Genomic DNA, 24,897 nt, shown 5'->3' with positions numbered 1-24,897 from the left:
GCGGTTCGGGAGGCTGTGATTCGGGAGGCTGTGGGTCGAACGGCGGCGCGTCAGAGGCGGTCGCGGAGATACGTCAGGTCGGCCGGAATGTCCTCGGTGGGCGTCTCCAGAATGATCGGCGCGTCGGCGGTGCGGGCAACCTCGGCCAGGACGGCGGCATCGATGCGGCCGGATTCGAGGTTGGCGTGCCGGTCGCGGCGCGAGTCGAACTCGTCGCGGGAGTTGTTCAGGTGTACCAGGTCGATCCGGCCGGTGATCGCCTTGACACGCTCGACGAGTCCGATCAGGTCTTCCCCGCCCGCCCACGCGTGGCAGGTGTCGAGGCAGAACCCGGCCTGCTCGAACTCGCCGACCTCGCTCCAGAGCCGGTCGATGGATTCGAGCGTGCGAGCCATCGCGTGATCGCCGCCCGCGGTGTTCTCGATCAGGATCGGCACGCCGAAGCCGCCCTTGTCCACCTGACGTTCGAAGAGCTTGTGCCAGTTGACGAATCCGGCCATCCGGTCCTCGCCGTCGCGGAGGTGTCCACCGTGCACCACCAGCCCGAACGCGCCGAGATCGGCGGCGGCCTCGGCCTGCTGCTCGACAGCCTTGCGCGAGGGCATCCGCAGCCGGTTGTTCAGGCTCGCGACGTTGATCGAGTAGCTCGAATGCACCACCACGTCGATCGCCGATTCGCGGAACTCCTGCGCACGCGGGTTGGGGGCGGGCTTCTTCCAGCTCTGCGGGTCGGTGACGAACATCTGGAAAAGGTCGATGCCGAGTTCGGCCGCCATGCCGAGCGGGTCGGTGTCTTCGCGAAGGTGGGCTCCGATGCGCATGTGCCAACGATACTTCGCACCTCGCGTCCGGCCGAACCACTACGGTCGCGGTCGTGGTCGAATCAGTCGAGCAGTTCCTCGATGGTGATCGGCACCCCGGGTGCGATCAGGATGTGGCAGGGGGCCTCGGTACCGGGGTACAGGTTGAACCATTCGTGGCTGCGGCCGGGGCCGTCGTACACCGCCGAGAGGGACCGATGAAGCCGCGCCTCGGCCTCCTTGCTGATGATGTAGCGCTGGTCGCCGTAGCGCAGATACCTGTTGGACACGGGAAGCTCCGTTCTGCCGAATCGACTGTGGGCCGACAACAGGGCTGTAGCGATGTGATCTAACGCACAATCCTACGTTGCGGCGCGGACGATGCAGGTTCGGTCCTCGGGAATGGCGGCCATCGCGGCGTGTCGTGTCGACACATCGTCGACGGTGAACGCGCGGGGCCCACTAGGGTGACGAGGAGTGTCGTGACCGTGACCAGACCGTGGAGCAGCCCCCGTTGAGTATCGATGAGTCCCCAGCGCCCCGTGCCGGGGTTCTCCGGCAGGGCCCCGACCTCGGCTTGACCGATCGCGACTTGACCGATCGCGACCTGACCGACCCGGATTCACGCGATCGCGATCGCGATCCGGACGGTCCGGAATCCGGGGCGGCCGAACCGCTGGGCGTCGAACGCCCGTGGGTCGACCTGGGCAAGGCCGCTGAACTCGACCCCGACATGGTCACCCGACGCGATCTGACCTGGGTGCGCCGGGCCGCGATCGGGCTGTGGGCGATCGGGCTGTTCACCGAGTTCTGGGTGCACGGCCTGGCCTTCGACCGCACCCGGCTCATCCTGCTGATGTGTTTCGGCATGTTCGCCGCCTGCATCGGCAGGCGGCGCGCGATCACCGTCGTCATCGACTGGCTGCCGTTCGTGCTGATCCTGCTGCTCTACGACTGGACCCGCAACGTCGCCCAGCTGATCGACATGCCGACGCAGTGGCACCTGGCGCCCGACATCGACAAGGCGATGTTCGGGGTCAACCCGACGGTATGGCTGCAGAGCCACCTCAAGCACGCCGAACCCACCTGGTGGGAGGTCGTCACCAGTGTCGTCTACATCTCCTATTTCATCGTCCCGTACGCGATGGCGGCGATCCTGTGGGTGCGTGATCGTGCGGTGTGGCGCCGGTACGCGGCATGCTTCCTGGCGACGACGTTCATCGCGCTCATCGGCTACACCCTGCTGCCCGCAGCTCCGCCGTGGGCAGCGGCCCGGTGCACCGCCGAGCAGGTGCAGGACCATCCGCGCGATCCTCCGTGTATGCATTCGGTGACCCCTGAACCCGACGGCGGTCTGCTCGGCCGGGTCGAACCCCGTCACGACGGTGCGGCACCTTATGTCGAACGCATCTCGTGGCGTGGCTGGAGCGTGCTCAACATCGACAACGCCTCCCAGCTGTTCACCATGGCGCAGGGCAAGTCGAACCTGGTCGCCGCCATCCCGTCGCTGCATGCCGGACTGACGATGCTGCTGGCGCTGTTCATGTGGCCGCGCGTCAAGGCGCTCGGTAAGACACTGTTCATGGCCTACCCGCTGGCGATGGCGTTCGCACTGGTGTTCACCGCCGAGCATTACGTCATCGACATCCTGCTCGGCTGGGCGCTGGCCGCGAGTGTGATCGCGGTGTGCCGGTGGGTGGACCGGCGCTGGTTGATACCTCGGCAGCAGCGATTACGAGCGCCTACAGTACAGCCATGACATTCGGAGATGTGACCGACAGACTTCCCGACGATGCGCTGACCGCAGTCCGCAACACGATCGTCGTCACCTCGGTGGTCGGCATTGTGATGGGCATCATCGCGCTGGTGTGGCCGGGCGTGACGATGCTGGTGATCGCGGTGCTGTTCGCGATCTCGCTGTTCTTCATCGGCGCCTTCCGGCTCTACCTGGCTTTCGCGGGCAAGGAACTGCCCGGCGGGTGGCGGGTGGTGCACGGGGTACTCGGCGCGGTTATCTTGATCGCGGGCATCATCGCCCTGGTCCGTCCCGGCCAATCGCTCGCGATGCTCGCGGTGTTCATCGGTGTGGGCTGGATCTTCTCCGGCTTCGGTGACATCTTCGCCGCTACCGACACCCCGTACGCACCCAAGTGGCTGATGGTCGTCTCGGGCATCGTGTCGGTGATCGCCGGCATCGTGATGATCGCCTTCTCCTGGGTCGCGCTGGCCACCCTCGTCTGGGTGTCGGCGATCATGCTGATCGTCATCAGCATCGTCAACCTGTTCACCCTCCCCAAGAAGCCTGCGGCGCCGGCGGTCTGAGGGCCGATTCGCCGTGCGTGCCCCGCTCCCGACCGTGGGTGCGGGGCACGTTCAGCTTTCTGCGTAGTGGCCTTGCATGTCGACGGTCGCGAAGTCGATCTGCGCGGCGACGTTGTTGACGGCGGTCACCAGTCCGGTGGCGAAGCGGCCCTCGGCGTCGTAGAGGCCGGTCGACGAGGTGGAGATGCCGTCGTGTTCGGTGTGCGATTCGGCGCGCACATGGATGCGGCCGGCGTCGACGGGCAGCCGGCTGAGTGCGACGGTCAGGTCACAGTTGATGAAGGCGATCCCCTCGGTGCCCCAGTTGCCCATCAGGCTCGTCGATTCGGCGGCCATGACGGTGCGTTCGAACGGGGTGGGCGGTGCACCGGCGACGACGGCCGCCGACCGGCTCCACACACCCTTCCGGAGGTCGGTCTGATTGGCACCCATGTCATTGGACCAGGTGCTGCCGGAGAAGAACCACGGCGCGAGCGCCGGATCCCACGGACCTTCGCCGGTGAGGGCACCGGCCGCGGCCTCCTGCTGTTCGGGGGTGGGGACGTCGGCGGCGATGGTGTCGTCTGCGGGGTTGAACCACCGCCCACCCGGCGGGTTGACCGACTCCTTCAGGAACACGGTGCTGCCGCGGGCCACGAGCACCTCGTCGCCGGACGGCCTGTCCTGCAGGACGTCGACCTCGACGACCCGGATGCGGCCGCCGTCGCGCAGGACTCGGGCAACGGTCCGGGTGGGTAGCCCGCGGGCCACCTTGAACAGGTCGACGGTGAACCGGGCGGGACGGAAGCCGTCTCGGCCGTATGCTGTTTCGGCGGCGCGCGCGGCGATACCGCACACGGCGGGACCGGTGAGGGTGTCGGCGCCCCAGAGGCTGCGGGCCAGCGGAAGCGGCAGGTAGTGGCCGTCTTCCTCGGTGAAGAACGCCATCTTGGGTCCGTCGGTCATGGCACTGCTCAATCGGGCACTCCTCAATCGGTCTCTCTTCGCACACTATGCAAGTGGCCCCAGGGCTGTTGCACGGGGGTGCGCGAGGGATCGGCGCCGTCTCATCCGGTGATGGGATCGACTGACGGAGCGAGGGAACCCGGATCGGGGTAGCTCAGTGTGGTGATGGACCGGGGTCGTCGGCGGCGAGACCGTCGATGGTGAGGTGAAGATCGTCATCGGTCGCGGCATCGGCCAGCCAGGTGGTGAGATCGGCCAGGGCCGCGGTCACGGCCGGTTCGTGCAGCAGCGGCCGGGGGGACGCGGGTGTGTCCATCCCCGTGCGGGCGCGGTAGGCGGCGGCCGCGCCGAGCAGTTGGCGGGCCTGGGCGGGATCGGTGTCCCAGAGGGCGTCGGCGGTCATCAGGTATAGGCCGGTCGCGGGTGGGAGTTGACCGAGATGCACCAGGGCCCACGCCCAATGCTTGGCGACATCGACGGTCTGGGCCTCGGACCGGCCGTGTGTGCGCACGTACTTGTTGTGCAACTCCCGGCATGCCTGGTCGCTGTCGGACCACAGCGCCAGCTGCGACATGCAGCGCACGCAGTCGTGCAGGTTGGACAGGTAGGTGATCGAGTACGGGCCTTCCCGCCGCGAACGGATCTCCCGTAGCACCGAGTATTCGGCCAGCGCGTGCGCCCACTCGCCGGCCGACAGGTACTGGGCCGCCTCTTCCTCGATTTTCGCGAGAACACCCGTGTCAGTCATGCTCATATTGTGACGGCAATCACAGAATTGCGCTACGGATCGGCTACACCGGTGGCCTGGGTGCCCGGGCGCCGCTACAGCAGGGTGTTGGCGACGCGCCGCGCGGTGTCGTTGATGAACTCGATCTGCGCGGCCAGGTTGCCGTTCATCGCATCGAGAGCCTCGGCGCGGTGCGCGCCGGTGTCCGCCCCCGCGTTGTCGTAGTGGGCCAGCAGTCGTTGGTGACGTTCGGAATCGCGCAGCATCTCGCTGTAGTGGCTGCACTGCCCGGCCAGATCGGCCAGGCGGGACACGTTCTCCAGTAGCTCGTCCCAGTTTCGGCCGACCCGGGACAGGCGTTCGTTGATGGCCTGGTTGAGGGCACGGGCCACATCGGAGTTCGATTCGGGCCGTTCGATGGTGGTGCGCAGGAACCAGATGCGATGGCACTGATGGCTGGTCGCGTGCACGGTGTCATCGACCTGCCCCACGAGCATCGGTCCGTTGACCATGCCGCTTCGCACGGCGTAGGTGAGTTTGATGAAGTTGGCCAGTAGCACGGCGGTGCCGAGCAGTTCGGGCTCCGGGCGCATCATCCCGGAATCGCCGGGCAGGGAGCCGTGGGCGCGAACACCCTCAGCGCCGAACGGCCACGGGTTGGCCGTTCGGGCGGCCTGCAGCGCCCGACGTTCGCGGGCACGTCTGGCTGCCGTCCTGGCCCACTCCATCATGTGGTTCGCCGCGTACGCGTCGTTCCACGGGTTGCCGAGGGGCGGTTGCGGCCGGTTGGTCGCGGTGTATTGGCCGAAGGCCGTGGCCGCCATCGCGGAGTCGATCGAATCGAGGACCTTGCGGACGCGCGCCACCTCGGGACTGTCCGCCGGTGACCGTTCGACACAGCGGCTGAACAGTTCCTTGGTCAGCGGCGAAGCCACGTAGATCCCCTCCTACGTCGAAGACGCCGACGGCCCGGCACGGATACATTCCAAAATACCGTCAGGTGGCGACAGCGATCCGTCCGGTGACGACAGCCATGCGGCGCCGCGGTCACATCGCCGGTGTGGTCGCGGGCACAGGCGTCAGGGAAGGGGCGTCAGGGTGTGGGCGTCCCGTCCGTGGACGTGGACACGTGACCGTTCGCCGCCGGCCGGCCGTCGGACTCCACCGGGGCGATCACGCCGGTTTCCGGGTCGACGGTGACCACGCCGAGTTCGCCTGTCTCGCTGAACGTGGCGGCGCTGGTACGCACGTGATCGTCGAACTTCCCGAGGTAGTGCGAGCGGGCGACGATGAGCGGATCCCTGCGCAGATCCAGGTACAGCGACAGGCACATGCCGACCATGACCACCACGAACGGCAGCGCCGCGATGATCGCCATCTGCTTGATGCCGTTGAGGCCGTCGTCGCCGCTGGCCGCGAGCAGGACGGCCGCGACGATGCCGGTCAGCGATCCCCAGAAGATGGTGACCGTCCGGCTCGGATGGTGGGAGCCGCGTTCGGACAGCGTTCCCATCACCAGCGACGCCGAGTCGGCACCGGAGACAAAGAAGATCGCGACGAGGATCATCACCAGTGTCGAGGCGATGCCGGTGATCGGCAGATGATCGAGGACGTCGAACAGGGTGTCCTCCGAGGCCGCGGTATCGGGGTCGAACTGCAGGGTGCCGGTGCTGAACTGTCGGATGGCGGTGCCGCCGAACACGGCGAACCACACCAGAGACACGGTCGACGGGACCACCATCACGCCGACGATGAACTCGCGAATGGTGCGGCCCTTGGAGATCTTGGCCAGGAACAGGCCGACGAACGGGGTCCACGACACCCACCACGCCCAGTAGAAAATGGTCCAGCCGGCGAGCCAGCTGTCGGCGTCGGTGGTGGCCGAGGACCGGGCCGACATCGACGTGAGGTCGTTGAAGTAGGAGCCGAGTGAGGTGGGCAGCAGGTTGAGGATGAACAGGGTGGGACCGACCACGAAGACGAACACCGCGAGCACGATGGCCAGCACCATGTTGGTGTTGGACAGCCACTGGATGCCCTTGGCCACGCCCGACACCGCGGACGCCACGAAGCAGGCGGTGAGAACCGCGATGATGGCCACGAGCAGTGCCGTCGACGGATTGTCGACCCAGCCGGACTTGGTCATGCCCGAGCCGATCTGCATGGCGCCCAGGCCGAGCGAGGCGACGGTCCCGAACAGCGTCGCGAAGATCGCCAGGATGTCGATCACCTTGCCGCCGGGGCCGTTGGCCTGGCTACCCATCAGTGGTGCGAACACCGCGCTGAACAATTGCGTGCGGCCCAGCCGGTAGGTGCTGTACGCGATGGCCAGGCCGACCACCGCATACATCGCCCACGGATGGAAACCCCAGTGGAACATCGTGGTCGCCATCGCGACCTTCACGTCCTCGGCGGTGGTGCCGGGCGGGGGCGAGGTGAAGTGGAACAGCGGTTCGTACGAGCCGAAGAACATCAGGCCGATCCCCATGCCCGCGCTGAACATCATCGCGATCCAGCTGACAGTGCGGAACTCGGGCGTGTCGCCGTCCTTGCCGAGGGGGATCTTGCTGAATTTGCCGAATGCGAGGTAGAGCGCGAACATGACGAAACCCGACGAGGTGAGGATGTAGAGCCAGCCCGCGTTGTCGGTGATCCAGTCCAGCGCGTCGGCGGTGACCGAGGACATGTTGTCCGGTGCCACCAGACCCCAGATGACGAAGCCGATCACGAACGTCGCGGTGACGCCGAAGACGGCCGGATCGATCCGGGGTTTCGTCGGGGGCTGAAAGCTCTTCGGTGCAGAACTCATGTCGCGGTGCCTTTCCCTGAGAGGTGTGTCGGCCGCGACGACGGTTCCGGCTCGGTGAACCGTCGCGTCCTCGATATCGCGGGGTGCTCGGTTGCCACCGACCGCTACTTCCGGATGCGTGCCGTACTTCCGGATGGTGCCGTGGACGGGTCTACGACCACGTCGCCGTCGATGATTACCGGTTCTTTACCTAGCATCACTGCCGACGGGCCGTCAAGGAAGAGCGTGCGCGGTACCGTGGGTGCGGACCCTGTTTCGCGACCGATTGTCGCTGTGTGAGCGCACTTTTCCCGATGAATGCGACGTCTTTGGTTGCCCGGACGGCAAATCCGATACCGGCGGCGTCGGGGGTGTGTTCGGTGGTCATGTCCGTGCCGGCGCCGCGTCGATGCGCGGGCTGTTGAAGGCGATGTGTCCGGCGACGATGATCCCTTGCGGCTCTCCCGCTTTCATCGGCAGGACCCACAGCGCGCGACAGAACTCGGCGGATATGTAGATTTTCCAACCGAGTTCACCGAAAGATGGTATGCATCAGGGTCACCGCGTTGGTGCCGGCCGCGGTGGTGTTCACCCCCAACCATTTTCGCCCCAGCCGTGTTCAACTCCCAGCCGTGCTCATCCCAGTAGTGCGGGCAGTTCCAGCAGGGAGTCGATGATCTTTGCGCGGGTCGACTGGGGGCGCTGGGCGTGCAGGTAGCCCCATGGTCCGCGGCGGATCAGGATGGGCCACATGCCGGCGTCGGCGGCCGGCAGGACGTCGTTGTCGGCGCGGTCGCCGACGTAGGCGATCTGTTCGGGTATCACTCCGGCCAGTTCGGCGGCTGCGGCGAAGAACCCCGGGTCGGGCTTTTCGACGCCGAGTTCGGCGGAATTGCGGATCACGTCGACCGGCAGATCCATGGCGCGCAGGGCGGTGAGGGCACGCGGCGGCTGATTGCCGGCGATCACCAGCCGCAGACCCGAGTCCCGCAACCGGGTCAGTGCCGGGCGGACGTCCGGATACAGGTCGTCGGCGTCGAAGCCGTTGCGCAACCCGGCCGGGTCGTCGGCCGCCCACGCCGCATCCTCGGCGGCCACGTCGATACCCGGGCGGACGATCGCGAAGGCATCCTCGACCGGACGATCGGTGGCCGCACACGCCCCGATCGCACCGAGAAAGGTCAACGGGGTGACGCCGAGCCGGTCCGCCCACCGGAGCCATAGCCGCGACTCGTCGACGAGGGTTTCGCCGACGTCGAAGACGACGGCGCGGATCACGGCGGAGGATTCGCTCATGGCCGTAGAGTTTACGGTGCGGACTGCCAGGAATGTCCTCCGAGAGTCCTCAGCCGATTCGCCACAACGGGTTGACCGGGCCGTGGCCGCCGCCCAGCGGGTATGCCGCTTTCAGGCCGCGGGTCACCCACTGTTTGCCGAAGGCCACCGCATCGGGCATCGAGAAGCCATGTGCCAGGGCTGATGCCATCGCCGCCGACAGGGTGTCACCGGCGCCGTGGTCGTGCGGGGTGTCGATCCGCGAGTGGGTGAACTCGTGGAACTCAAGGCCGTCGAACAGCAGGTCCGGACTCTGTGCCGACGACCGCAGGTGCCCGCCCTTCACCAGCGCCCACCGGGCACCCAGACCACACAGGGCGCGGGCCGCCTCGCGTTGGGAGGCGTCATCGATGACGTCGACGCCGGTGATCAGCCGTACCTCGTCGAGGTTCGGGGTTACCACCGTGGCGATAGGGAACAGGATGTCGCGCAACGCATCCAGTGCCTCGGTGGCCAGCAGGGGATCGCCGTGCATCGACGCGCACACCGGATCCACCACCAGCGGGATGGTGCCGTCGCCGCCGATGCCCAACGGCGTGCAGGCATCGACGACGGCCTCGATGATCGCGCTCGAGGCGAGCATCCCCGTCTTGGCGGCGCCGATCCCGATGTCGGTGACCACGCTGGTGATCTGCCCGGCGACGATCGGTGGTTCGATCTCCTGAAAACCCTGCACCCCGAGGGAGTTCTGCACCGTCACGGCGGTGATCGCGACACATCCGTGGATGCCGAGCGTGGCGAAGGTGCGCATGTCCGCCTGGACGCCCGCCCCACCACCCGAGTCCGAACCGGCGATCGTCAGGACCCGGGCGGGCGTGATACCCGTTGGTGCGGTGGGTAGTTCAGTCACACTGGTGCTTTCGTTCCATGGGGGGCGGGTTCGGGACGGTTGCCCAGGTCAGTGCGTCGCGGTGGCTTCCAACGGCAGATACACGCGATTGCCCTGGTCCGCGAACTCCGCAGACTTGGCCGCCATCTCCTCGGCGATCTTGCGGTCGATGTCCTCGGCGGTCACCAGGTTGTTCTCCTCGGCGTAGGTGCGGACGTCGGCGCTGATGCGCATCGAGCAGAACTTGGGCCCGCACATCGAGCAGAAGTGCGCGGTCTTCGCCGGTTCGGCGGGCAGTGTCTCGTCGTGGTATTCACGGGCGGTGTCCGGGTCGAGGGCCAGGTTGAACTGATCGGTCCACCGGAACTCGAAACGCGCCTGCGAGAGCGCGTTGTCGCGTTCCTGGGCGCGGGGGTGCGCCTTGGCCAGGTCGGCGGCGTGGGCGGCGATCTTGTAGGTGATCACACCGACCTTCACGTCGTCCCGGTTGGGCAGTCCCAGATGCTCTTTCGGGGTGACGTAGCAGAGCATCGCGGTGCCGGCCTGGGCGATCATGGCCGCGCCGATAGCGGAGGTGATGTGGTCGTAGGCGGGTGCGATGTCGGTGGCCAACGGTCCGAGGGTATAGAACGGTGCCTCCTCGCACAGTTCTTCCTCGAGCCGGACGTTCTCGACGATCTTGTGCATCGGCACGTGTCCGGGACCTTCGATCATCACCTGCACGCCATAGCTTTTCGCTATCGATGTCAATTCGCCGAGGGTGCGCAGCTCGGAGAACTGGGCCTCGTCGTTGGCGTCGGCGATGGAGCCGGGACGCAGGCCGTCACCGAGGGAGAAGGTGATGTCGTACTGTGCGAAGATCTCGCACAGTTCGCCGAAGTGGGTGTACAGGAACGATTCCTCATGGTGTGCCAGACACCAGGCGGCCATGATCGAGCCGCCGCGCGAGACGATGCCGGTGACCCGGCGGGCGGTGAGCGGTACGTACCGCAGTAGCACGCCGGCATGCACCGTCATGTAGTCGACGCCCTGTTCTGCCTGCTCGATCACCGTGTCGCGGTAGAGTTCCCAGGTGAGTTTGGTGGGATCGCCGTTCACCTTCTCCAGTGCCTGGTAGATCGGCACGGTACCCACCGGTACGGGTGAGTTGCGCATGATCCATTCGCGGGTGAGGTGGATCTCCTTGCCGGTCGACAGGTCCATGATGGTGTCCGCGCCCCAGCGCGTGGCCCACACCATCTTCTCCACCTCCTCCGAGATATCGCTGCGCACAGCAGAATTGCCGATATTGGCGTTCACCTTCACCGCGAAGCGCTTGCCGATGATCATCGGTTCGGACTCCGGGTGGCGATGGTTGGCGGGGATCACGGCACGTCCGGCGGCCACCTCCTCCCGGACGACCTCGGGGTCGAAGCCTTCGCGAGCTGCCACGAAACGCATTTCGTCGGTGATGATTCCGGCTCTGGCCCAGGATAATTGGGTTGATGCCAGCCGGGTGGGGCCGGTTTCCGGTCCGGCGGCCACCGGCTCGGGCCGGTGCCACGAGTCGCGGACCGGCGGCAGCCCGCGTTCGACGTCGATGTCGGCCGTCGGGTCGGTGTACGGCCCGGACGTGTCGTACACGTCGAGGTGGTCGCCGTTGGTGAGTTCGATGCGCCGCTGCGGTACCCGCAGACCGTCGGCGTCGATGTACTGCTTGTGGCTGCCGGCGATGGGGCCGGTGGTGATGCTCTGGCGGCCGTCGTCGGACGGCCCGTTGGTGGGTGTGCTGCTGGTTGTGGACAGACGGGTATCCATTGAGTGCGCTCCCTACGCCGGCATTACCCGGACAGGTTCAGGCGGTCGGCGGCCGCCTGCCACCATCTCAGCCCTCGGTGATCGTGAGAGCCCCCGCGTGTTCACTTGTGTGGTCGAACCGACACCGGCGGCGGTTCGACGGCCATCGTAGCCGCTTCCGGGTGGCTGTCCAGCGGGGCGGCCGCGGGCCTGTGCGGCGATATCGGGCCCGTCGCCGCCCGCGACCGATCGCGAGATCGTCCGCGAAGCAGTCCACCGGACCCGTCCGGCGTGTTCACGCGGTTGCTCTCGGGGTGCTGTCCGTTTGTGCGCTTTTCGGCGGGCCCGGAATTTTTCCCGTGCGAACAATGGCAAGCACCGCTACTATGTGACCGGTATCACAAATTGTTGGAGAGGTAGAGCCAGTGCAGCGCAAGACCCAGTCCGTCCGACCGCCCCAGTCGGCGCAGGCGATTCTGCATCAGATCTCCCAGGTGGTACACAACCCCGAACGAGACCGGTTCGAACTGTGGGTCGCCGGTGATCTGGTCGGCGTTCTCGGGTACACGGCCGAGACGATCGACGGCAAACCCACCATCTCGGTGATGCACACCGTCATCTACGACGAGTACACCGGCCATGGACTCGGATCGCGGCTGGCCAGGGGCGTGGTGGCCTATGCCCGCCATCGTGACGCCCGGTTGCGGCCGGTCTGCAGTTTCACCAAGCGCTATGTTGATGCGCACCCGGGCGCCGTCGAACTCGTGCCTGCCTGAGGTCTCTACGCTGGGCCGGTGAGTGAAACCGGCGTCGGCGGGGCGGGCGGAGTCCAGGGCCTGATTCTGAGGGCGATGGGTGCCGTTGACTATCGACTGACCGTGACGTCCCCGGCGCGATACCTCACCGACCGTTACGTGCGGCTCGGGTTCTCCGGCGGAGGTCTGCTGCGTGACCGGCCGTACCACCCGACGATGTTTCTGCGGCTGTGGTTCGAGGATCGCAACGGCAGGCCGCATCAGCGCGGGTACACCGTCATCGACCCCGACCCGATCACCGACTCGTTCGCCGTCGAGTTCGCCCTCCACGAGGGCGTGGCCTGCCGGTGGGCACTGGCCGCGCAACCCGGCGACGTGCTCGGGGCCACGTTCTTACGCTCGGGATTCGCCGTCCCGGATCCCGCACCCGCCGGCTGGCTGCTGGTGGGTGAACCGGCATCCCTGCCGGCGATCAACTCGTTGCTCGACGCGCTCGGCACGCAGGGGCCCCCGGCCACGATCTGGTTCGAGTGGGTTCACGACAGTGACAAGGATCTGCCCATCCGGTTGCGCCCGCACGACACCCTGCATTGGGTGCGTCGTGGTCGGCACCGGCACGCCCGGGGTGGGGCCGGTCGCCCGGGAAGCAGGGCACCGGGCATCGTCGGGGCGCTGCGGGACGCCGCCTTCGATGCGTCGGGCCACTTCGGTTGGGTGGCGTTGGACACAGCCCGGACGCGGGCGATCGCGGCGATCCTGCGTGCCGATTACAAGCTGAGCAGGAACGAGGTCAAGGCGCAGGCATACTGGCTGGAGACGAGAGGCCCGTCATGATGCGTTCGGTGTGGTATCGGGATTTCGCGATTCACCAGGAGGTAACTTAGGCTTTCCTAAAACTGCTGCACCGAGATTCTGCCATGATTGGGAGATTGCGCGGTATCTGCGAGGTTGTGCGGTGTCTGAGAGATTGTGCGCGTTCTGGGCGATCGTGCGATATCTGAGTCCCGCAGGGAGGAGTTCCGGCGTGAGTATGACAGCGAGTACATCGGTGACCGCGCACGCGGGCTCGTCGACACCGGCTGATCCGGCGCAGGTCTGCGCCGCATGGGCGGCCACCGGACGATTCGCCGACTACGTGGTCTACGAACGTGACGGCCGGTGGACATTCGCCGCCGACGCCGTGGCCAGGATCATTCTGACCGGAACGGATGTCTCGGTCGTCACCGAGGACACCACGACCAGCCGGCGCTGGGTGGACGAACCCGGTGCCCGGCCCGTCGACGCGCTCGCCGAAGCGGTCGCCGCGCTGCCGATGGCCGACTGGCAGCTCTATGGCTGGGTCGGTTTCGATTTCGCCGCCGGACATCACGGACTGGGCTCGCGCGTCGCCGACGATACCGTGCTCGCCCACGTCATCGTCCCGAGGGTGGAACTGACCGTCAGCCCGGACGGTGTCGGCGGGGGCGTCGAGATCGGCGGTGTCGGCCTCGACGACGACCTGCTCGCGGTGGCGAAGGCAGCCGCGGACATCGCCGAGGCGAACGGCCGCCGGGAGACGCCGCACATCGATATCGACTCCGATCCGTACGACTACCGGGGACAGGTGGCGGCGGCGGTGTCCGAGATCGCCGCCGGCGACTATCAGAAGGTCATCATGTCCCGGCACGTCGACATCCCGTTCGCCGTCGACATGCCCGCCACCTACGCCCGTGCCCGTGTCGCCAACAATCCGATGCGCTCGTACCTGGTGTCGCTCGGCGGCATCGAGACCGCCGGGTTCAGCCCCGAACTGGTTGTTTCGGTGACGGCGGATGGGCAGGTGCTCACCGAGCCGCTCGCCGGCACCCGTCCGCTGGGCCGCTCGCCCGAGGAGGACGCGGCCGCTCGTGAGGAACTGCTCAACGACGGCAAGGAGATCACCGAACACGCGGTGTCGGTGCGAGCCTGCTTCGAGGAGATCGAGTCGATCGCAGAACCGGGCAGCACCGCGGTCACCGAGTTCATGGCGATCCGCGAACGCGGTCATGTCCAGCACCTGGCGTCGACGGTGCGCGGAACGCTGCGCCAGGACGCCGGTCCGTGGGTGTCGCTGTCGGTGCTGTTCCCGTCGATCACCGCCTCGGGCATTCCGAAGGCGCCCGCGCTCGACGCCATCTACCGGCTCGAACCGAAGCCGCGCAGCCTCTACTCGGGTGCGATCATGACCGCGTCGTCGGCGGGGGAGTTGGAGGCCGCGCTGGTGCTGCGCTCGGTGTACGCCCAGGACGGGCAGGCGTGGTTGCGGTCGGGTGCCGGTGTGGTCGAACCGTCCCGCCCCGATCGTGAGTTCGAGGAGACCTGCGAGAAGCTCGCCGGCCTGGCACCGTACATCGTGGCCGCGCAGCACGGCGACGACGGCGCTGTGGACGCGGGAGAGGCCTTGTGACTGCCCGCGCCGACGTGGGCGTCTCGGCGTTGGCGGACTCCGGGTGCGGGGCACTCGATGACGTGGCCCCGAACGGCCCCTCGGGTGGTGGTCCCTCAGGTGGCGGTGAGGTGCTCGACGTGGTGGGCATCGGTTTCGGTCCGGCAAATCTGGCGGTGGCGGTGGTTCTGGAGGAACTCGCCGAATCAGGTACCCGGTTGCGGGCCGCGTTCGTGGAGAGCAAGCCCGCGTTCAGCTGGCATCCGGGAATGATGTTGCCGGGTGCGAACATGCAGATCGCATTTCCCAAAGATCTTGCCACTATGCGTAATCCGCGCAGTGCGTACACATTCTTCAACTACTTGCACAACAAGGGTCGGATGGTTGATTTCATCAACCAGCAGACCTTTTTCCCGAGCAGGCACGAGTTCGGTGATTATCTGGCCTGGGCCGCGAATTCCGTCGACGCCGATGTCCGGTACGGAACCCGGGCCGCGTGCATCTCATTCGACGGCGACCACGTGGTGGTGAGCTGTGACAGTGCCGATGGCCCATTCGAGTTGCGTGCCCGTAATGTTCTGTTCGCGCCGGGTCTGGTGGGACGTATGCCCGACGGTATCGCCACCGGGGACCGGATCTTTCACAACCACGACATTCTGGACCGCCTCGGTGGCGTTCCGTCGATGCCCAACGGTGCGTTCGCCGTGCTCGGTGCGGGACAGAGTGCGGCCGAGGTCGTCGAATATCTGCACTCGACCTACCCGGATTCACGGGTTCACCTGTTGCACACCAAGTTCGGACTGTCTCCGTCCGATGACAGCCCGTTCGCGAACCGGGTGTTCGATCCCGACACCGTCGATCTCTGGTACTCGGCGCCCGCCGATGTGCGCGAACGTCTGATGGACTACCACCGCAGCACCAACTATTCGGCGGTCGACATGGACCTGCTGGAAGAGCTATACCGGCGTGAGTATCACGAAACAGTTACCGGCACAAGGCGACTGATCATTCACCGCACCACCGAGGTGGTCGGTGTCGACGGTGACCACGACGGGGTCACCCTGGGTATCCGCAATCTGATGACCGGTGGCGAGGACACGATTCGCGTCGACGCGCTCGTCTGCGCCACGGGTTTCAGCCCGGGCGACATCCGGGATCTGCTCGGCGATGCCGCGTCGGCGGGCGTTTTCGAGGCGGGCAGGCCGGTGGTGGGCCGCGATTACCGGCTCGCCACCACCGACACGGTGCGCGCCGGGGTCTACCTCAACGGCGGCGTCGAGAACACCCATGGTCTGTCGTCGACGCTGCTGTCGAACATCGCGGTGCGTGCCGGGGAAATCATCGATTCGGTGGTGGCCCGTCGCGCGGTGACGGACCCGCGATTCAGCTGATGTCGAGCACCACGGGCGCGTGATCGCTGGCGCCTCGCGCCTTACGTGCCTCCCGGTCGACGTGTGCGTCGAACACGCGGTCACCGAGCGCGGGTGAGCACAGCAGGTAGTCGATCCGCATGCCCTGGTCCCTGGGGAACCGCAGCTGGGTGTAGTCCCAGAAGGTGTAGCCGGGCGCGTACGGCAGACCCGCGTCGGTGAATCCGTTGTCGGTGATCGCGGCCACCGCGTCCCGTTCGGCGTCGGTGACATGGGGTTTGCCCTCGAAGAGTGCCCGGTCCCACACGTCGTCGTCGGTGGGGGCGACGTTCCAATCGGCGGCCAGCACGATCTGGGCAGCCGGGTCGTGCGCCAGCCACAGCGCGCTGCGGTCGGCGAGCGCCGCCAGCCACTCCAGCTTGTAGGTGTAGTGCGGGTCGTCGACGGCCCGGCCGTTGGGCACATACAGGCTCCACACCTGGACACCGTCGCAGTGGGCGGAGATGGCCCGCGCCTCGACGCCGGCGTCGGCGAACGGCGGTTGCCCGTCGAAACCGTACTGCACGGATTCAAGTCCGATGCGGGAGGCGATGGCCACTCCGTTGAAGCCGCCCTGCCCGCAGAACGCGACGTCGTAGCCGCCGGCGAGGAAACTCATCACCGGAAACCGGTCGTCGGGGCACTTCGTTTCCTGCATCGCCAGCACATCGATGTCGTTGTGTTCCAGCCACGCCACGATCGTCTCCGATCGGGCGCGGATCGAGTTGACGTTCCACGTCGCTATACGCATGGCGGTCAGTCGATCTCGACGAGCGTGGTGCCGGTGGCGTGCCAGCGTTCACGGACCAGTCCGCGGCGGCGGTCGGAGGTGGAGAGCACCACCGCGAATGTCGCCGACGGATGGGCCTGGTGGGCGTAGTGGTCACGGTAGAACGACAGCGACGAGGCGAACCAGTCGAGTTGGGTCAGATCCGCGGTGAGCAGGTTGTGCGCCCGGGAGATGTGCGTGAGATATCCGGCCGGTGGCACCATGCCCGTGGCGAGGGCCGGGCCGTCGAGGTCGCGCATGCAGTCGTCGAAGGCGTCCTTGTTGTGTCCGAATGATCTCCCGAATTCCCAGGCCCGCGCGAATGCGGTGAACAGACCCGACAAGGTGGTCATCTCCGCGGCGTCGACGGTGCGGACGGCGAATCGTCTGCCGGGCGTGGGCATGTGCGCCGAACCGAGCAGCCCGATGGGCGGGCCGTCGTGCGCGGCGTTGATGAGAAACTGGCGCAACGAGATCGGGGATTCCATCAGTTCGGTCCTCGGATCTGGGTGAAGGAACGGTAGTGGTCGTCGGTGTACCAGGCCGAACCGTCGTCGGCGGTGATGATGCGTTCGGCGTCGCGCCCGCGGCCCGGCTTCTTCGGGTTCACGTCCCACTCCCGGAACCTGAGGCGGCGGCCGTCGGAGCCGGTGCGCGGCAGCAGGCCCTCATTGTTGCGGAAGGTACCGCCGCCGCGGGTGCCGGGTGAGTCGGCGGCCTCAGGCCACTGTCCGGCGTCGATCAGTTCGAGCGTGGCCAGCGCGTGCGCCGGGATACCGCCGGCCGTGGCCGTCGACCGGGACGTCCCCGGTGTCGCGGTCCGCCGTGATGTGGTCTGGGGCGATGTGGTCTGGGGCGATGTGGTCTGGGGCGGCGCCGTCACCCGGGAGGTTGTGCCGGGTGAGAGGGCGGCGGTGCTGCGGGCGGTGGACGAGGCGGCGGAACCGGTTGACCCGGGATCGTCGCCCCCACCGGTGGCCAGCCAGACGATCACACTCAGAGCGGCGATGATCAGGACGGCGACTGCGGTGATCGGTGCGGACCGCTTGCGGCCCGGTGCGCTGGTATCGGACATCGCAGTCAACGGTAGGCCATGACGACCGACCGCTACAGCACGACGTACCCGTACTGATGGTGCAGGCCGAAACCGAGGCGCCGATACCATGCGCCCGCCGCGCGGTTGCCGGCGTCGACCTGTAGGTACACCGTGTCGGCGCCGAGTTCTTTCCCCCGCCGCAGCAGCGCCGACAGCACCCGCCCGGCCAGTCCGCGGCCGCGGTGATCGGGCAGTGTGTGCAGCGCCGTCACCCCGAGTACGGGTTGCCCGGCCGCGGTCGCGGTGACAGCTCCCCGGCCGATCGCCACCAGCCGCCCCCGGTCACCGATACCGGCGAACATCAACTGCCCGTCGCGTACCGCATTGATCACCGCGGCAGCCACGGCGCGATCGGGTCCGGTGCCGTCGGGTGCGCCGGCCGCCGGCCGGGCGGCCGGTTCCGGTGCCAGGCGCACGTCGAGCCACCCGGCGCCGGCGGTGGGCTCGACGGCGACTTCCGGATCGTCGGTGCGGTGGGTGCTGTCGGTGATCGTGTCGATCCGGGCGGTGAGAACCTGCACGGGCTGTTCGAGCGGTCCGGGCAGATGCGCGGCGGGCAGCAGTCTGTCGGGCCAGGCCAGTTGCGGCGGCAGCGATCGTTCTCGGTACCAGGCGGCGATCGCGGTGAGGGTCGGCCCGTCGGCGCGGGCATCGACATCGATCGGCACCGCGCAGTTGGCCCGCCGGGTGTAGCCGTGGCCCGCGCGCACCAGCCAACCGTCGATCCACGTCGACTCGACGCCCGGCCAGCCGTGCGCGGCCGCGTACTCGATCGCCCGGATCTCGCTGTTGCGTACGGTCCGGCGCGACAGGACACGTACCGACGTCACCGCGGTGAGCGGGATGTTCACGACGGTCCCGTCGCGGTCGAGCCGGATCAGTTCACCGTCGTCCGGTCCGGCGACGACAATGCCGGTCACATCCGACAGCGTCGGACCCGCCGAAGCCGCCGGATTGGGGGTATCGCGCCAGTCCGCGGGCGTGTCGGCGCCGAGCCGGTAGCGCACCACCACCCGGTCGCCCACAAACGGCTCACTCACGGCGTCGGCTCACTCACTGTGTCGGCTCACTCACCGCGGTTCACTCGTCGTCGTGACCGAAGGGGTCGGCCTGGGTCCCGGGCAGCCAGGTCAGCCCCGGCGAACCCCAGCCGTTGCGTTTGACGGCCTTCTTCGCCGCGCGCGCGTTGCGGCCGACGAGCACGTCGACGTACAGGAAGCCGTCGAGGTGGCCGGTCTCATGTTGCAGCATCCGCGCGAAGAAGTCGTTGCCCTCGATGGTGACCGGTTCACCGTTGCGGTCGGTACCGGTGACGCGCGCCCAGTCGGCGCGACCGGTGGGGAACTGTTCGCCCGGAACCGACAGACAGCCCTCGTCGTTGTCCTCGGGATCGGGCATCGTCTCGGGGATCTCGGAGGTTTCCAGCACCGGGTTGATCACCTCGCCGCGCCGCCGGACCACCGACCCGCGGCTTTCGTCCGGGCAGTCGTAGACAAACATCCGAAGGCCCACGCCCACCTGGTTGGCGGCCAGCCCGACACCGTTCGCGGCGTCCATCGTCTCGTACATGTCGTCGAGCAGCGTGACGATCTCGGCGGACGGGCGGCCCTGATCGTCGAGTTCGACGGGTGCGGTCGGCGTGTGCAGGACAGGTTCGCCGATGATGCAGATCGGGAGAATAGCCATGTGTTCGTTTCTTCTCGTGACGCGTGAGGAACGGTCCGGTGCGGGTGTCCCGGGGCCGGGAATGCGGTGCGGCGGCGTGTCCGGTGGATCACCGGTCGCGGGCCGCGTGTGTCAGATTACCGCCGGATTTTTTCGGATCGGCGTGTGGTGGCGAGTCATGCCGGGGTTGGCGGGTCCGGCCGTGTTTAGATTGCGGGCGAAACGACATCGATGTGAGTCACCATGTCAGCGTGCGTCCCCGTGCCGGGGCCGCCGCGTGGACCGTGAATCAGTCGGGGGTGTCCACAAGCATGAGGCGAATCCAGAGGGAGCGACATGGATAGCGCAGCAGCGCGTAGCGGCGATCACGGTGACCGGACAACGAATGAGGGTGTGGTGGATCCTGTTGTCTCGACGCTGATCGATGCCGACTCCCAGGTCGACCCGAAGGCGGTCGGCGAGGACGGCCTGTCCCGTCGCGACCACGACATCCTGGCGTTCGAACGTCAGTGGTGGAAGTACGCCGGGGCCAAGGAAGAAGCCATCAAGCAGCTGTTCGGGCTGTCGTCGACCCGCTACTACCAGGTGCTCAACGCGCTGGTGGACCGGCCCGAGGCGCTTGCCGCCGACCCGATGCTGGTCAAGCGGCTGCGTCGGCTGCGGTCCGCCCGCCAGAAGGCGCGCGCGGCGCGTCGGCTCGGTTTCGAGATCACCTGAGTTCGGCCCGCCCTATTGTTGGGTGACACTGTCCGGCCGACCCGTTGTGACGGCCGCGTTGAGCTAAAGTTGCCGTGATGAAAGCTGATCGGGAACAGAACAACCTGCCTTTGCGGGCGGGAGCGATGCTGCTGCTGGCCGTGGCTGTGGTGTTCTTCGGGCTGGCATGGCATTCGGCGGCCTCCGGCGGCGACGATCCCGAGAAGGAGCTGGCCGAGGCGGGTGCGAAGCTGCCCGCCGCATCGCTGTCCACGTCCGTGGCGGCAACAACTTCCTCGTCCGCGACAACCACCAAGGCTCCATCGCTGTGTGTGTTCAACGCGGGCACCGTGGCCGGTCTGGCCGGTGATGTCGCCACCGAGTTGGAGGGCAAGGGCTTCACCGTGTCCGAACCGGCCAACCTCACCACCGATTCGATCACCGAGAACACGATCTTCTACGATTCGGGCGACCGGTCCGCGGCGCAGAGGGTGTCCAAGGCGCTCGGCGGTTCGGTGAGTGTCGAGGCACGCCCCGACGTGTTCACCGAATGCCCCGACGGGATGCCTGTGATCGTCGTGACCCGCTGACGCCGGCCGTGGCGACGGCCGATCATCGCACCCGTGCGCCGCGTACCCACTACAGCCTGTAATACTTGGTCCACCAGACACGTGGTCCCACCAGACGCAAGGAGTGCCATGTCCGCCAGTTCCCACCTCGCCACCCCGGAATCCCCCGTCGCTGCGCTCGCCCCGGCCGTCGGCCGTCGTCGTACCGCGCGTGTGGTCGCGGTGATCGCGGCGGCGGGCGCCATCGGGGCGGGCCTGTCGGCCTGCTCGCCCGATGAGGAGGCATCCGATGCCCCGTACACGACGCCGTCGGTGGTGACCGGCAACCAGGCGCCTCCGGGCGATGTGTCGGGTGTCGACGGACATTCGGGGAAGGCCACCGCCGAACTCAAGGACGCCGAGGGCAAGTCGGTCGGCACCGCCACCTTCACCAGCCTCGGCGATGCCGTGAAGGTGGCCGTGGTGGTCAGCGGGCTGCCCGCGGGTTTCCACGGCATGCATCTGCACGCCAACGGAGAGTGCAAGGCATCGGGCGCCGAGCCGTTCACGTCGGCGGGCGGTCACCTGCAGGTCGACGGCAACACCGGACATCCGGCAAGTGGCGACCTGGTGTCGATCAACGTGCTCGAGGACGGGTCCGGCGAGACCTCCACCACTACCGACAAGGTCACGCTGGAGCAGGTTGCCGGCACGTCGATCATCATCCACGCCGATCCCGATAACTTCGGCAACATCCCCACCCGATACGCGGCCGAGCCCGATGAGCGGACCCTGACCACCGGTGATGCCGGTTCGCGGATCGCCTGCGGTGTCATCGAGGCCGTCGAGGAACATGGCGACAGCCATGAGTCGGACAGTCATGAGTCGGACGGCCACGAGTCCGATGGCGACGAGTCGGGCAGCCACGAGTCGGGGGAACACGAGTAGTCCGCGGGGCCGGTAGTCCAGGGTTGCACGGTTCGCGGAGCGGAACGTCGTGATCACCCCGATCGAATTCGTCGGGTCACCGGCGCCGACTCTCGGCGTCGAGTGGGAGTTCGCGCTCACCGACAAGCGCACCGGTGACCTGTCCAATTCGGCGGAGGTGCTGTTCGACCTGGTCGGTAGCCGGATGCCACAGCGGGCGGGCCAGAAGAATGGCTCGCCCAACGGCAAGGTGCACAAGGAACTGCTGCGCAACACCGTCGAGCTGGTGACCGGTATCTGCCGCAACACCGGCGAGGCGATGACCGATCTGTCCGAAACCCTCGGCGCGGTCCGCGAACTCACCGACGAGCTGGGCGTCGACCTGTACGGCGCGGGCACTCATCCGTTCGCCGAATGGTCGACGCAACTGCTCACCGAGGGGCACCGGTACGCCGAGCTGATCGAACGCACCCAATGGTGGGGTCGGCAGATGCTGATCTGGGGTGTGCACGTACACGTCGGCATCGACCGGCGCGACAAGGTGCTGCCGATCCTCGATTCGCTGCTCAACTACTACCCGCATCTGCTGGCACTGTCGGCGTCGTCGCCGATGTGGGCCGGGCAGGACACCGGCTACGCCAGTAATCGGGCGATGATGTTCCAGCAGCTGCCCACGGCGGGCCTGCCGTTCCAGTTCACCCGATGGGCTGAGTTCGAGAAGTTCGTCTCCGACCAGAAGATCACCGGAATCATCGAGCACACCAACGAGATCCGCTGGGACATCCGCCCGTCGCCGCATCTGGGCACCATTGAGGTGCGGGTGTGCGACGGGGCCACCAACGTCGATGAGCTGTCGGCACTGGTGGCGTTGATCCACTGCCTGGTGGTCGATCTGTCGCTGCGGCTGGACGCCGGTGAGCGGTTTTCGACGATGCCGCCGTGGCTGGTGCAGGAGAACAAGTGGCGCGCGGCCCGGTACGGGCTGGACGCCATCGTGATCTGCGACCGCGATCTCGCTGAGCGGCTGGTCACCGACGACCTCGCTGACCTGCTCAAACGTCTTGAGCCGATTGCTGATTCACTCGGTTGCCTGGACGAGCTGGCCGGCGTGGGCCGGATCATCGAGCGTGGTGCCAGCTATCAGCGCCAGCGTGCGGTGTTCGCCCGCACCGGATCGGTGCGGGATGTGGTCGCCTCGGTCGTCGCGGAGCTGTGACTGCCCCGGTCGCCGGTTGTCCGCACCGCTAGAGTCATCGGCATGATTCTTGAAGTGGCGATCATCGACGTGACCGATCCCGGGGGCTTCATCGAGGCGTACAAGGGGGTGCGCGAGGTGCTCGTGGGCACGCCGGGCTGTCAGTCCGTGCGGATGACGCACTGCGTCGAGTCGCCCGATCGTTTCGTGCTGCTCGTGCACTGGGATTCGGTCGCCGCGCACGAGGACAACTTCCGCGCCACCGACCGGTTCACCACCTGGCGCGCCGCCATCTCCCCGTTCTTCGCGGGCCCGCCACGCGTGGAACACTTCGACGACATCGACTGAGCAACCGGGTCACCGCCCGCTGTCTGCTGGTTTCGCGCCGGGGCAGACACAGCGCGCCGAACCGTGGCGGTGCTTGCTGAGCACCGGCGAAGATTGCTGTGTCGGTGGCCTGTGCTTATAGACTTGCGCCGTGTCGAAACCTGCTATCTCCAACGTCCTGGCCTCCCGTTACGCCTCCGCCGACCTGACCGGGATCTGGTCGCCGAGCGCCAAGATCGCACTGGAACGGCGGCTGTGGATCGCCGTCCTCAAGGCACAGCGCGATCTGGGGATCGATGTGCCCGAGCAGGCGATCACCGACTACGAGCGGGTGGCCGACCAGGTCGATCTGCAGTCCATCGCCGACCGTGAACGCATCACCCGGCACGACGTGAAGGCGCGGATCGAGGAGTTCAACGCGCTCGCCGGGCACGAGCAGATCCACAAGGGCATGACCAGCCGGGATCTGACGGAGAACGTCGAACAGTTGCAGATCCTGCGGTCGCTGGAACATGTGCACGCCCACGGGGTGGCCGTGCTGGCGCGCATCACCGACCGCGCCGCACAGTACTCGACGGTGGTGATGGCCGGACGCTCGCACAATGTCGCGGCGCAGGCCACCACGCTCGGCAAACGGTTCGCCTCGGCCGCCGACGAACTGATGATCGCGCTGACCCGGCTGCGTGAGCTGATCGACCGGTATCCGCTGCGCGGTATCAAGGGCCCGATGGGCACCAGCCAGGACATGCTCGATCTGCTCGACGGCGACGCGGAGAAGCTTGCCGACCTCGAACAGCGTGTCGCCGCGCACCTCGGATTCTCGCGGTCGCTCACCTCGGTGGGACAGGTGTACCCGCGCTCGCTCGATCACGACGTGGTCTCGGCACTTGTGCAGACCGCGGCGGCGCCGTCGTCGCTGGCGCACACCATCCGCCTGATGGCCGGGCACGAACTGGTCACCGAGGGTTTCCAGCCGGGGCAGGTGGGCAGTTCGGCGATGCCGCACAAGATGAACACCCGCAGCTGCGAACGCGTCAACGGCCTGGCCGTGGTGCTGCGCGGATACGGGTCGATGGCCGCGGAGCTGGCCGGCGCCCAATGGAACGAGGGCGACGTGTTCTGTTCGGTCGTGCGCCGGGTCGCGTTGCCCGATGCCTTCTTCGCCATCGACGGTCTGATGGAGACGTTCCTGACGGTCCTCGCCGAGTTCGGCGCCTACCCGGCGGTGATCGCCAACGAACTCGATCGCTACCTGCCGTTCCTGGCCACCACCAAGGTACTGATGGCGGCGGTGCGGGCCGGGGTGGGGCGCGAGAGCGCGCACGAGGCGATCAAGGAGAACGCGGTGGCCGTCGCGTTGGCCATGCGCGAGGAGGGCCGCGAACCCGATCTGCTCGACCGGCTCGCCGCCGACGACCGGCTGCCGCTGGATCGCGCCCAGCTGGAGGCGGCGCTGGCCGACAAGAAAGCCTTCATCGGGGCGGCCGAACAGCAGGTGGCCGATGTGGTGGCCGCAGCGCAACGGATCGTCGACGAATATCCGGAGGCCGCCGCTTACACACCGGCGCCCATCCTGTAGTCGGT

Annotated in this window: 27 protein-coding genes and 1 riboswitch; of the genes, 13 read left to right on the top strand and 14 right to left on the bottom strand. The window is 67.2% G+C overall.

Annotated elements, in window-relative coordinates:
• Positions 1 to 50 precede the first annotated feature (50 nt).
• Both GII31_RS20015 and GII31_RS20010 read right to left on the bottom strand, forming a co-directional pair.
• Positions 51 to 821 carry a deoxyribonuclease IV gene (locus GII31_RS20015; protein ID WP_260840131.1) on the bottom strand — a complete coding sequence of 257 codons (771 nt, stop codon included), beginning with the start codon at positions 819 to 821 and terminating at the stop codon, positions 51 to 53.
• A 62-nt stretch (positions 822 to 883) separates the two neighbouring features.
• Positions 884 to 1,090, bottom strand: a complete 207-nt coding sequence (locus GII31_RS20010) for a hypothetical protein (protein ID WP_213245093.1) — start codon at positions 1,088 to 1,090, stop codon at positions 884 to 886.
• 224 nt (positions 1,091 to 1,314) lie between these two features.
• On the opposite strand from GII31_RS20010, the gene GII31_RS20005 reads away from it, so the two are divergent.
• A complete protein-coding gene (locus tag GII31_RS20005) occupies positions 1,315 to 2,559 on the top strand; it encodes a phosphatase PAP2 family protein (protein WP_407649850.1) in 1,245 nt (414 codons plus the stop codon).
• A complete protein-coding gene (locus GII31_RS20000; protein ID WP_213245092.1) occupies positions 2,556 to 3,122 on the top strand; it encodes an HdeD family acid-resistance protein in 567 nt (188 codons plus the stop codon). Before GII31_RS20005 ends, GII31_RS20000 begins: the two co-directional genes overlap by 4 nt.
• A gap of 51 nt (positions 3,123 to 3,173) precedes the next feature.
• On the opposite strand, the gene GII31_RS19995 is transcribed toward GII31_RS20000, so the two are convergent.
• From GII31_RS19995 to GII31_RS19980, 4 genes are all read right to left on the bottom strand, one after another.
• Positions 3,174 to 4,067 (bottom strand): acyl-CoA thioesterase domain-containing protein, encoded by an 894-nt coding sequence (locus GII31_RS19995; protein WP_213250782.1) that lies wholly within the window; start codon positions 4,065 to 4,067, stop codon positions 3,174 to 3,176.
• A 154-nt stretch (positions 4,068 to 4,221) separates the two neighbouring features.
• On the bottom strand, positions 4,222 to 4,815 hold the full coding sequence (locus GII31_RS19990) for a hypothetical protein (protein ID WP_213245091.1): 594 nt from the start codon (positions 4,813 to 4,815) through the stop codon (positions 4,222 to 4,224).
• Positions 4,816 to 4,889: 74 nt separating this feature from the next.
• Positions 4,890 to 5,729, bottom strand: a complete 840-nt coding sequence (locus GII31_RS19985) for a hypothetical protein (RefSeq protein ID WP_213245090.1) — start codon at positions 5,727 to 5,729, stop codon at positions 4,890 to 4,892.
• 158 nt (positions 5,730 to 5,887) lie between these two features.
• Positions 5,888 to 7,603: a BCCT family transporter gene (locus GII31_RS19980; RefSeq protein ID WP_213245089.1), complete on the bottom strand. Its 1,716-nt coding sequence runs from the start codon at positions 7,601 to 7,603 to the stop codon at positions 5,888 to 5,890.
• Positions 7,604 to 7,844: 241 nt separating this feature from the next.
• Between GII31_RS19980 and GII31_RS19975 the strand changes: the two genes are divergently transcribed.
• A complete protein-coding gene (locus GII31_RS19975) occupies positions 7,845 to 8,099 on the top strand; it encodes a hypothetical protein (protein WP_246221971.1) in 255 nt (84 codons plus the stop codon).
• A 119-nt stretch (positions 8,100 to 8,218) separates the two neighbouring features.
• Here GII31_RS19975 and GII31_RS19970 read toward each other — a convergent pair whose 3' ends face one another.
• The 3 genes from GII31_RS19970 to thiC form a co-directional block, all read right to left on the bottom strand.
• Positions 8,219 to 8,878: an HAD family hydrolase gene (locus GII31_RS19970; RefSeq protein ID WP_213245088.1), complete on the bottom strand. Its 660-nt coding sequence runs from the start codon at positions 8,876 to 8,878 to the stop codon at positions 8,219 to 8,221.
• A gap of 49 nt (positions 8,879 to 8,927) precedes the next feature.
• On the bottom strand, positions 8,928 to 9,767 hold the full coding sequence (thiD, locus tag GII31_RS19965; protein ID WP_213245087.1) for a bifunctional hydroxymethylpyrimidine kinase/phosphomethylpyrimidine kinase: 840 nt from the start codon (positions 9,765 to 9,767) through the stop codon (positions 8,928 to 8,930).
• 48 nt (positions 9,768 to 9,815) lie between these two features.
• Entirely contained in the window at positions 9,816 to 11,543 is a 1,728-nt protein-coding gene (gene thiC / locus GII31_RS19960) for a phosphomethylpyrimidine synthase ThiC (RefSeq protein ID WP_246221970.1), read from the bottom strand.
• Positions 11,536 to 11,650: riboswitch (TPP riboswitch) on the bottom strand. It overlaps the preceding gene by 8 nt.
• A 297-nt stretch (positions 11,651 to 11,947) precedes the next feature.
• On the opposite strand from thiC, the gene GII31_RS19955 reads away from it, so the two are divergent.
• From GII31_RS19955 to GII31_RS19940, 4 genes are all read left to right on the top strand, one after another.
• Entirely contained in the window at positions 11,948 to 12,298 is a 351-nt protein-coding gene (locus GII31_RS19955; protein ID WP_213245086.1) for a GNAT family N-acetyltransferase, read from the top strand.
• A gap of 18 nt (positions 12,299 to 12,316) precedes the next feature.
• Positions 12,317 to 13,111, top strand: coding sequence for a siderophore-interacting protein (locus GII31_RS19950; RefSeq protein ID WP_407649849.1), 795 nt, complete (start codon positions 12,317 to 12,319; stop codon positions 13,109 to 13,111).
• A 190-nt stretch (positions 13,112 to 13,301) separates the two neighbouring features.
• Entirely contained in the window at positions 13,302 to 14,702 is a 1,401-nt protein-coding gene (locus GII31_RS19945) for a salicylate synthase (RefSeq protein ID WP_407649848.1), read from the top strand.
• Positions 14,699 to 16,072, top strand: a complete 1,374-nt coding sequence (locus GII31_RS19940; protein ID WP_322973038.1) for a lysine N(6)-hydroxylase/L-ornithine N(5)-oxygenase family protein — start codon at positions 14,699 to 14,701, stop codon at positions 16,070 to 16,072. Before GII31_RS19945 ends, GII31_RS19940 begins: the two co-directional genes overlap by 4 nt.
• On the opposite strand, the gene GII31_RS19935 is transcribed toward GII31_RS19940, so the two are convergent.
• From GII31_RS19935 to GII31_RS19915, 5 genes are read right to left on the bottom strand one after another with little or no spacing between them, the layout of a single operon-like run.
• Positions 16,065 to 16,841, bottom strand: a complete 777-nt coding sequence (locus tag GII31_RS19935) for an exodeoxyribonuclease III (RefSeq protein ID WP_213245085.1) — start codon at positions 16,839 to 16,841, stop codon at positions 16,065 to 16,067. The genes GII31_RS19940 and GII31_RS19935 overlap by 8 nt on opposite strands.
• Positions 16,842 to 16,846: 5 nt before the next feature.
• On the bottom strand, positions 16,847 to 17,347 hold the full coding sequence (locus GII31_RS19930; RefSeq protein ID WP_246221969.1) for a barstar family protein: 501 nt from the start codon (positions 17,345 to 17,347) through the stop codon (positions 16,847 to 16,849).
• Positions 17,347 to 17,934, bottom strand: a complete 588-nt coding sequence (locus GII31_RS19925) for a ribonuclease domain-containing protein (protein ID WP_213245084.1) — start codon at positions 17,932 to 17,934, stop codon at positions 17,347 to 17,349. The genes GII31_RS19930 and GII31_RS19925 overlap by 1 nt, the downstream gene beginning before the upstream one ends.
• Positions 17,935 to 17,966: 32 nt before the next feature.
• Positions 17,967 to 18,995 (bottom strand): GNAT family N-acetyltransferase, encoded by a 1,029-nt coding sequence (locus GII31_RS19920; RefSeq protein WP_213245083.1) that lies wholly within the window; start codon positions 18,993 to 18,995, stop codon positions 17,967 to 17,969.
• 40 nt (positions 18,996 to 19,035) lie between these two features.
• Entirely contained in the window at positions 19,036 to 19,641 is a 606-nt protein-coding gene (locus GII31_RS19915) for a peptide deformylase (protein ID WP_213245082.1), read from the bottom strand.
• A gap of 315 nt (positions 19,642 to 19,956) precedes the next feature.
• Between GII31_RS19915 and GII31_RS19910 the strand changes: the two genes are divergently transcribed.
• The 6 genes from GII31_RS19910 to purB all read left to right on the top strand — a co-directional run bounded on the left by GII31_RS19910 (position 19,957) and on the right by purB (position 24,892).
• On the top strand, positions 19,957 to 20,337 hold the full coding sequence (locus GII31_RS19910; RefSeq protein WP_213245081.1) for a DUF3263 domain-containing protein: 381 nt from the start codon (positions 19,957 to 19,959) through the stop codon (positions 20,335 to 20,337).
• A gap of 77 nt (positions 20,338 to 20,414) precedes the next feature.
• Positions 20,415 to 20,906 carry a LytR C-terminal domain-containing protein gene (locus GII31_RS19905; RefSeq protein WP_213245080.1) on the top strand — a complete coding sequence of 164 codons (492 nt, stop codon included), beginning with the start codon at positions 20,415 to 20,417 and terminating at the stop codon, positions 20,904 to 20,906.
• A 108-nt stretch (positions 20,907 to 21,014) separates the two neighbouring features.
• Positions 21,015 to 21,812 carry a superoxide dismutase family protein gene (locus GII31_RS19900; protein ID WP_213245079.1) on the top strand — a complete coding sequence of 266 codons (798 nt, stop codon included), beginning with the start codon at positions 21,015 to 21,017 and terminating at the stop codon, positions 21,810 to 21,812.
• Between the two features lie 52 nt (positions 21,813 to 21,864).
• Entirely contained in the window at positions 21,865 to 23,007 is a 1,143-nt protein-coding gene (locus GII31_RS19895) for a glutamate--cysteine ligase (protein WP_213250764.1), read from the top strand.
• Positions 23,008 to 23,049: 42 nt separating this feature from the next.
• Complete coding sequence (locus tag GII31_RS19890) at positions 23,050 to 23,334, top strand: antibiotic biosynthesis monooxygenase family protein (protein ID WP_213245078.1); 285 nt, start codon at positions 23,050 to 23,052, stop codon at positions 23,332 to 23,334.
• 130 nt (positions 23,335 to 23,464) lie between these two features.
• Positions 23,465 to 24,892 (top strand): adenylosuccinate lyase, encoded by a 1,428-nt coding sequence (gene purB / locus GII31_RS19885; protein ID WP_213245077.1) that lies wholly within the window; start codon positions 23,465 to 23,467, stop codon positions 24,890 to 24,892.
• The last annotated feature ends 5 nt before the right edge of the window (positions 24,893 to 24,897 follow it).

It is taken from the genome of Gordonia pseudamarae, from assembly GCF_025273675.1.
Classification (GTDB): domain Bacteria; phylum Actinomycetota; class Actinomycetes; order Mycobacteriales; family Mycobacteriaceae; genus Gordonia; species Gordonia pseudamarae.
Note: the sequence above shows the minus strand (reverse complement) of the source record. Positions and strands in the feature narration are given on the sequence as shown.

Coding starts and splice junctions, on each gene's coding strand:
- GII31_RS20015 (WP_260840131.1), bottom strand. CDS start 821: ATGCGCATCGGAGCCCACCTTCGCGAAGACACCGACCCGCTCGGCATG.
- GII31_RS20000 (WP_213245092.1), top strand. CDS start 2,556: ATGACATTCGGAGATGTGACCGACAGACTTCCCGACGATGCGCTGACC.
- GII31_RS19995 (WP_213250782.1), bottom strand. CDS start 4,067: ATGACCGACGGACCCAAGATGGCGTTCTTCACCGAGGAAGACGGCCAC.
- GII31_RS19990 (WP_213245091.1), bottom strand. CDS start 4,815: ATGACTGACACGGGTGTTCTCGCGAAAATCGAGGAAGAGGCGGCCCAG.
- GII31_RS19980 (WP_213245089.1), bottom strand. CDS start 7,603: ATGAGTTCTGCACCGAAGAGCTTTCAGCCCCCGACGAAACCCCGGATC.
- GII31_RS19970 (WP_213245088.1), bottom strand. CDS start 8,878: ATGAGCGAATCCTCCGCCGTGATCCGCGCCGTCGTCTTCGACGTCGGC.
- thiC (WP_246221970.1), bottom strand. CDS start 11,543: ATGGATACCCGTCTGTCCACAACCAGCAGCACACCCACCAACGGGCCG.
- GII31_RS19935 (WP_213245085.1), bottom strand. CDS start 16,841: ATGCGTATAGCGACGTGGAACGTCAACTCGATCCGCGCCCGATCGGAG.
- GII31_RS19930 (WP_246221969.1), bottom strand. CDS start 17,347: ATGGAATCCCCGATCTCGTTGCGCCAGTTTCTCATCAACGCCGCGCAC.
- GII31_RS19925 (WP_213245084.1), bottom strand. CDS start 17,934: ATGTCCGATACCAGCGCACCGGGCCGCAAGCGGTCCGCACCGATCACC.
- GII31_RS19915 (WP_213245082.1), bottom strand. CDS start 19,641: ATGGCTATTCTCCCGATCTGCATCATCGGCGAACCTGTCCTGCACACG.
- GII31_RS19910 (WP_213245081.1), top strand. CDS start 19,957: ATGGATAGCGCAGCAGCGCGTAGCGGCGATCACGGTGACCGGACAACG.
- GII31_RS19905 (WP_213245080.1), top strand. CDS start 20,415: ATGAAAGCTGATCGGGAACAGAACAACCTGCCTTTGCGGGCGGGAGCG.
- GII31_RS19900 (WP_213245079.1), top strand. CDS start 21,015: ATGTCCGCCAGTTCCCACCTCGCCACCCCGGAATCCCCCGTCGCTGCG.
- GII31_RS19890 (WP_213245078.1), top strand. CDS start 23,050: ATGATTCTTGAAGTGGCGATCATCGACGTGACCGATCCCGGGGGCTTC.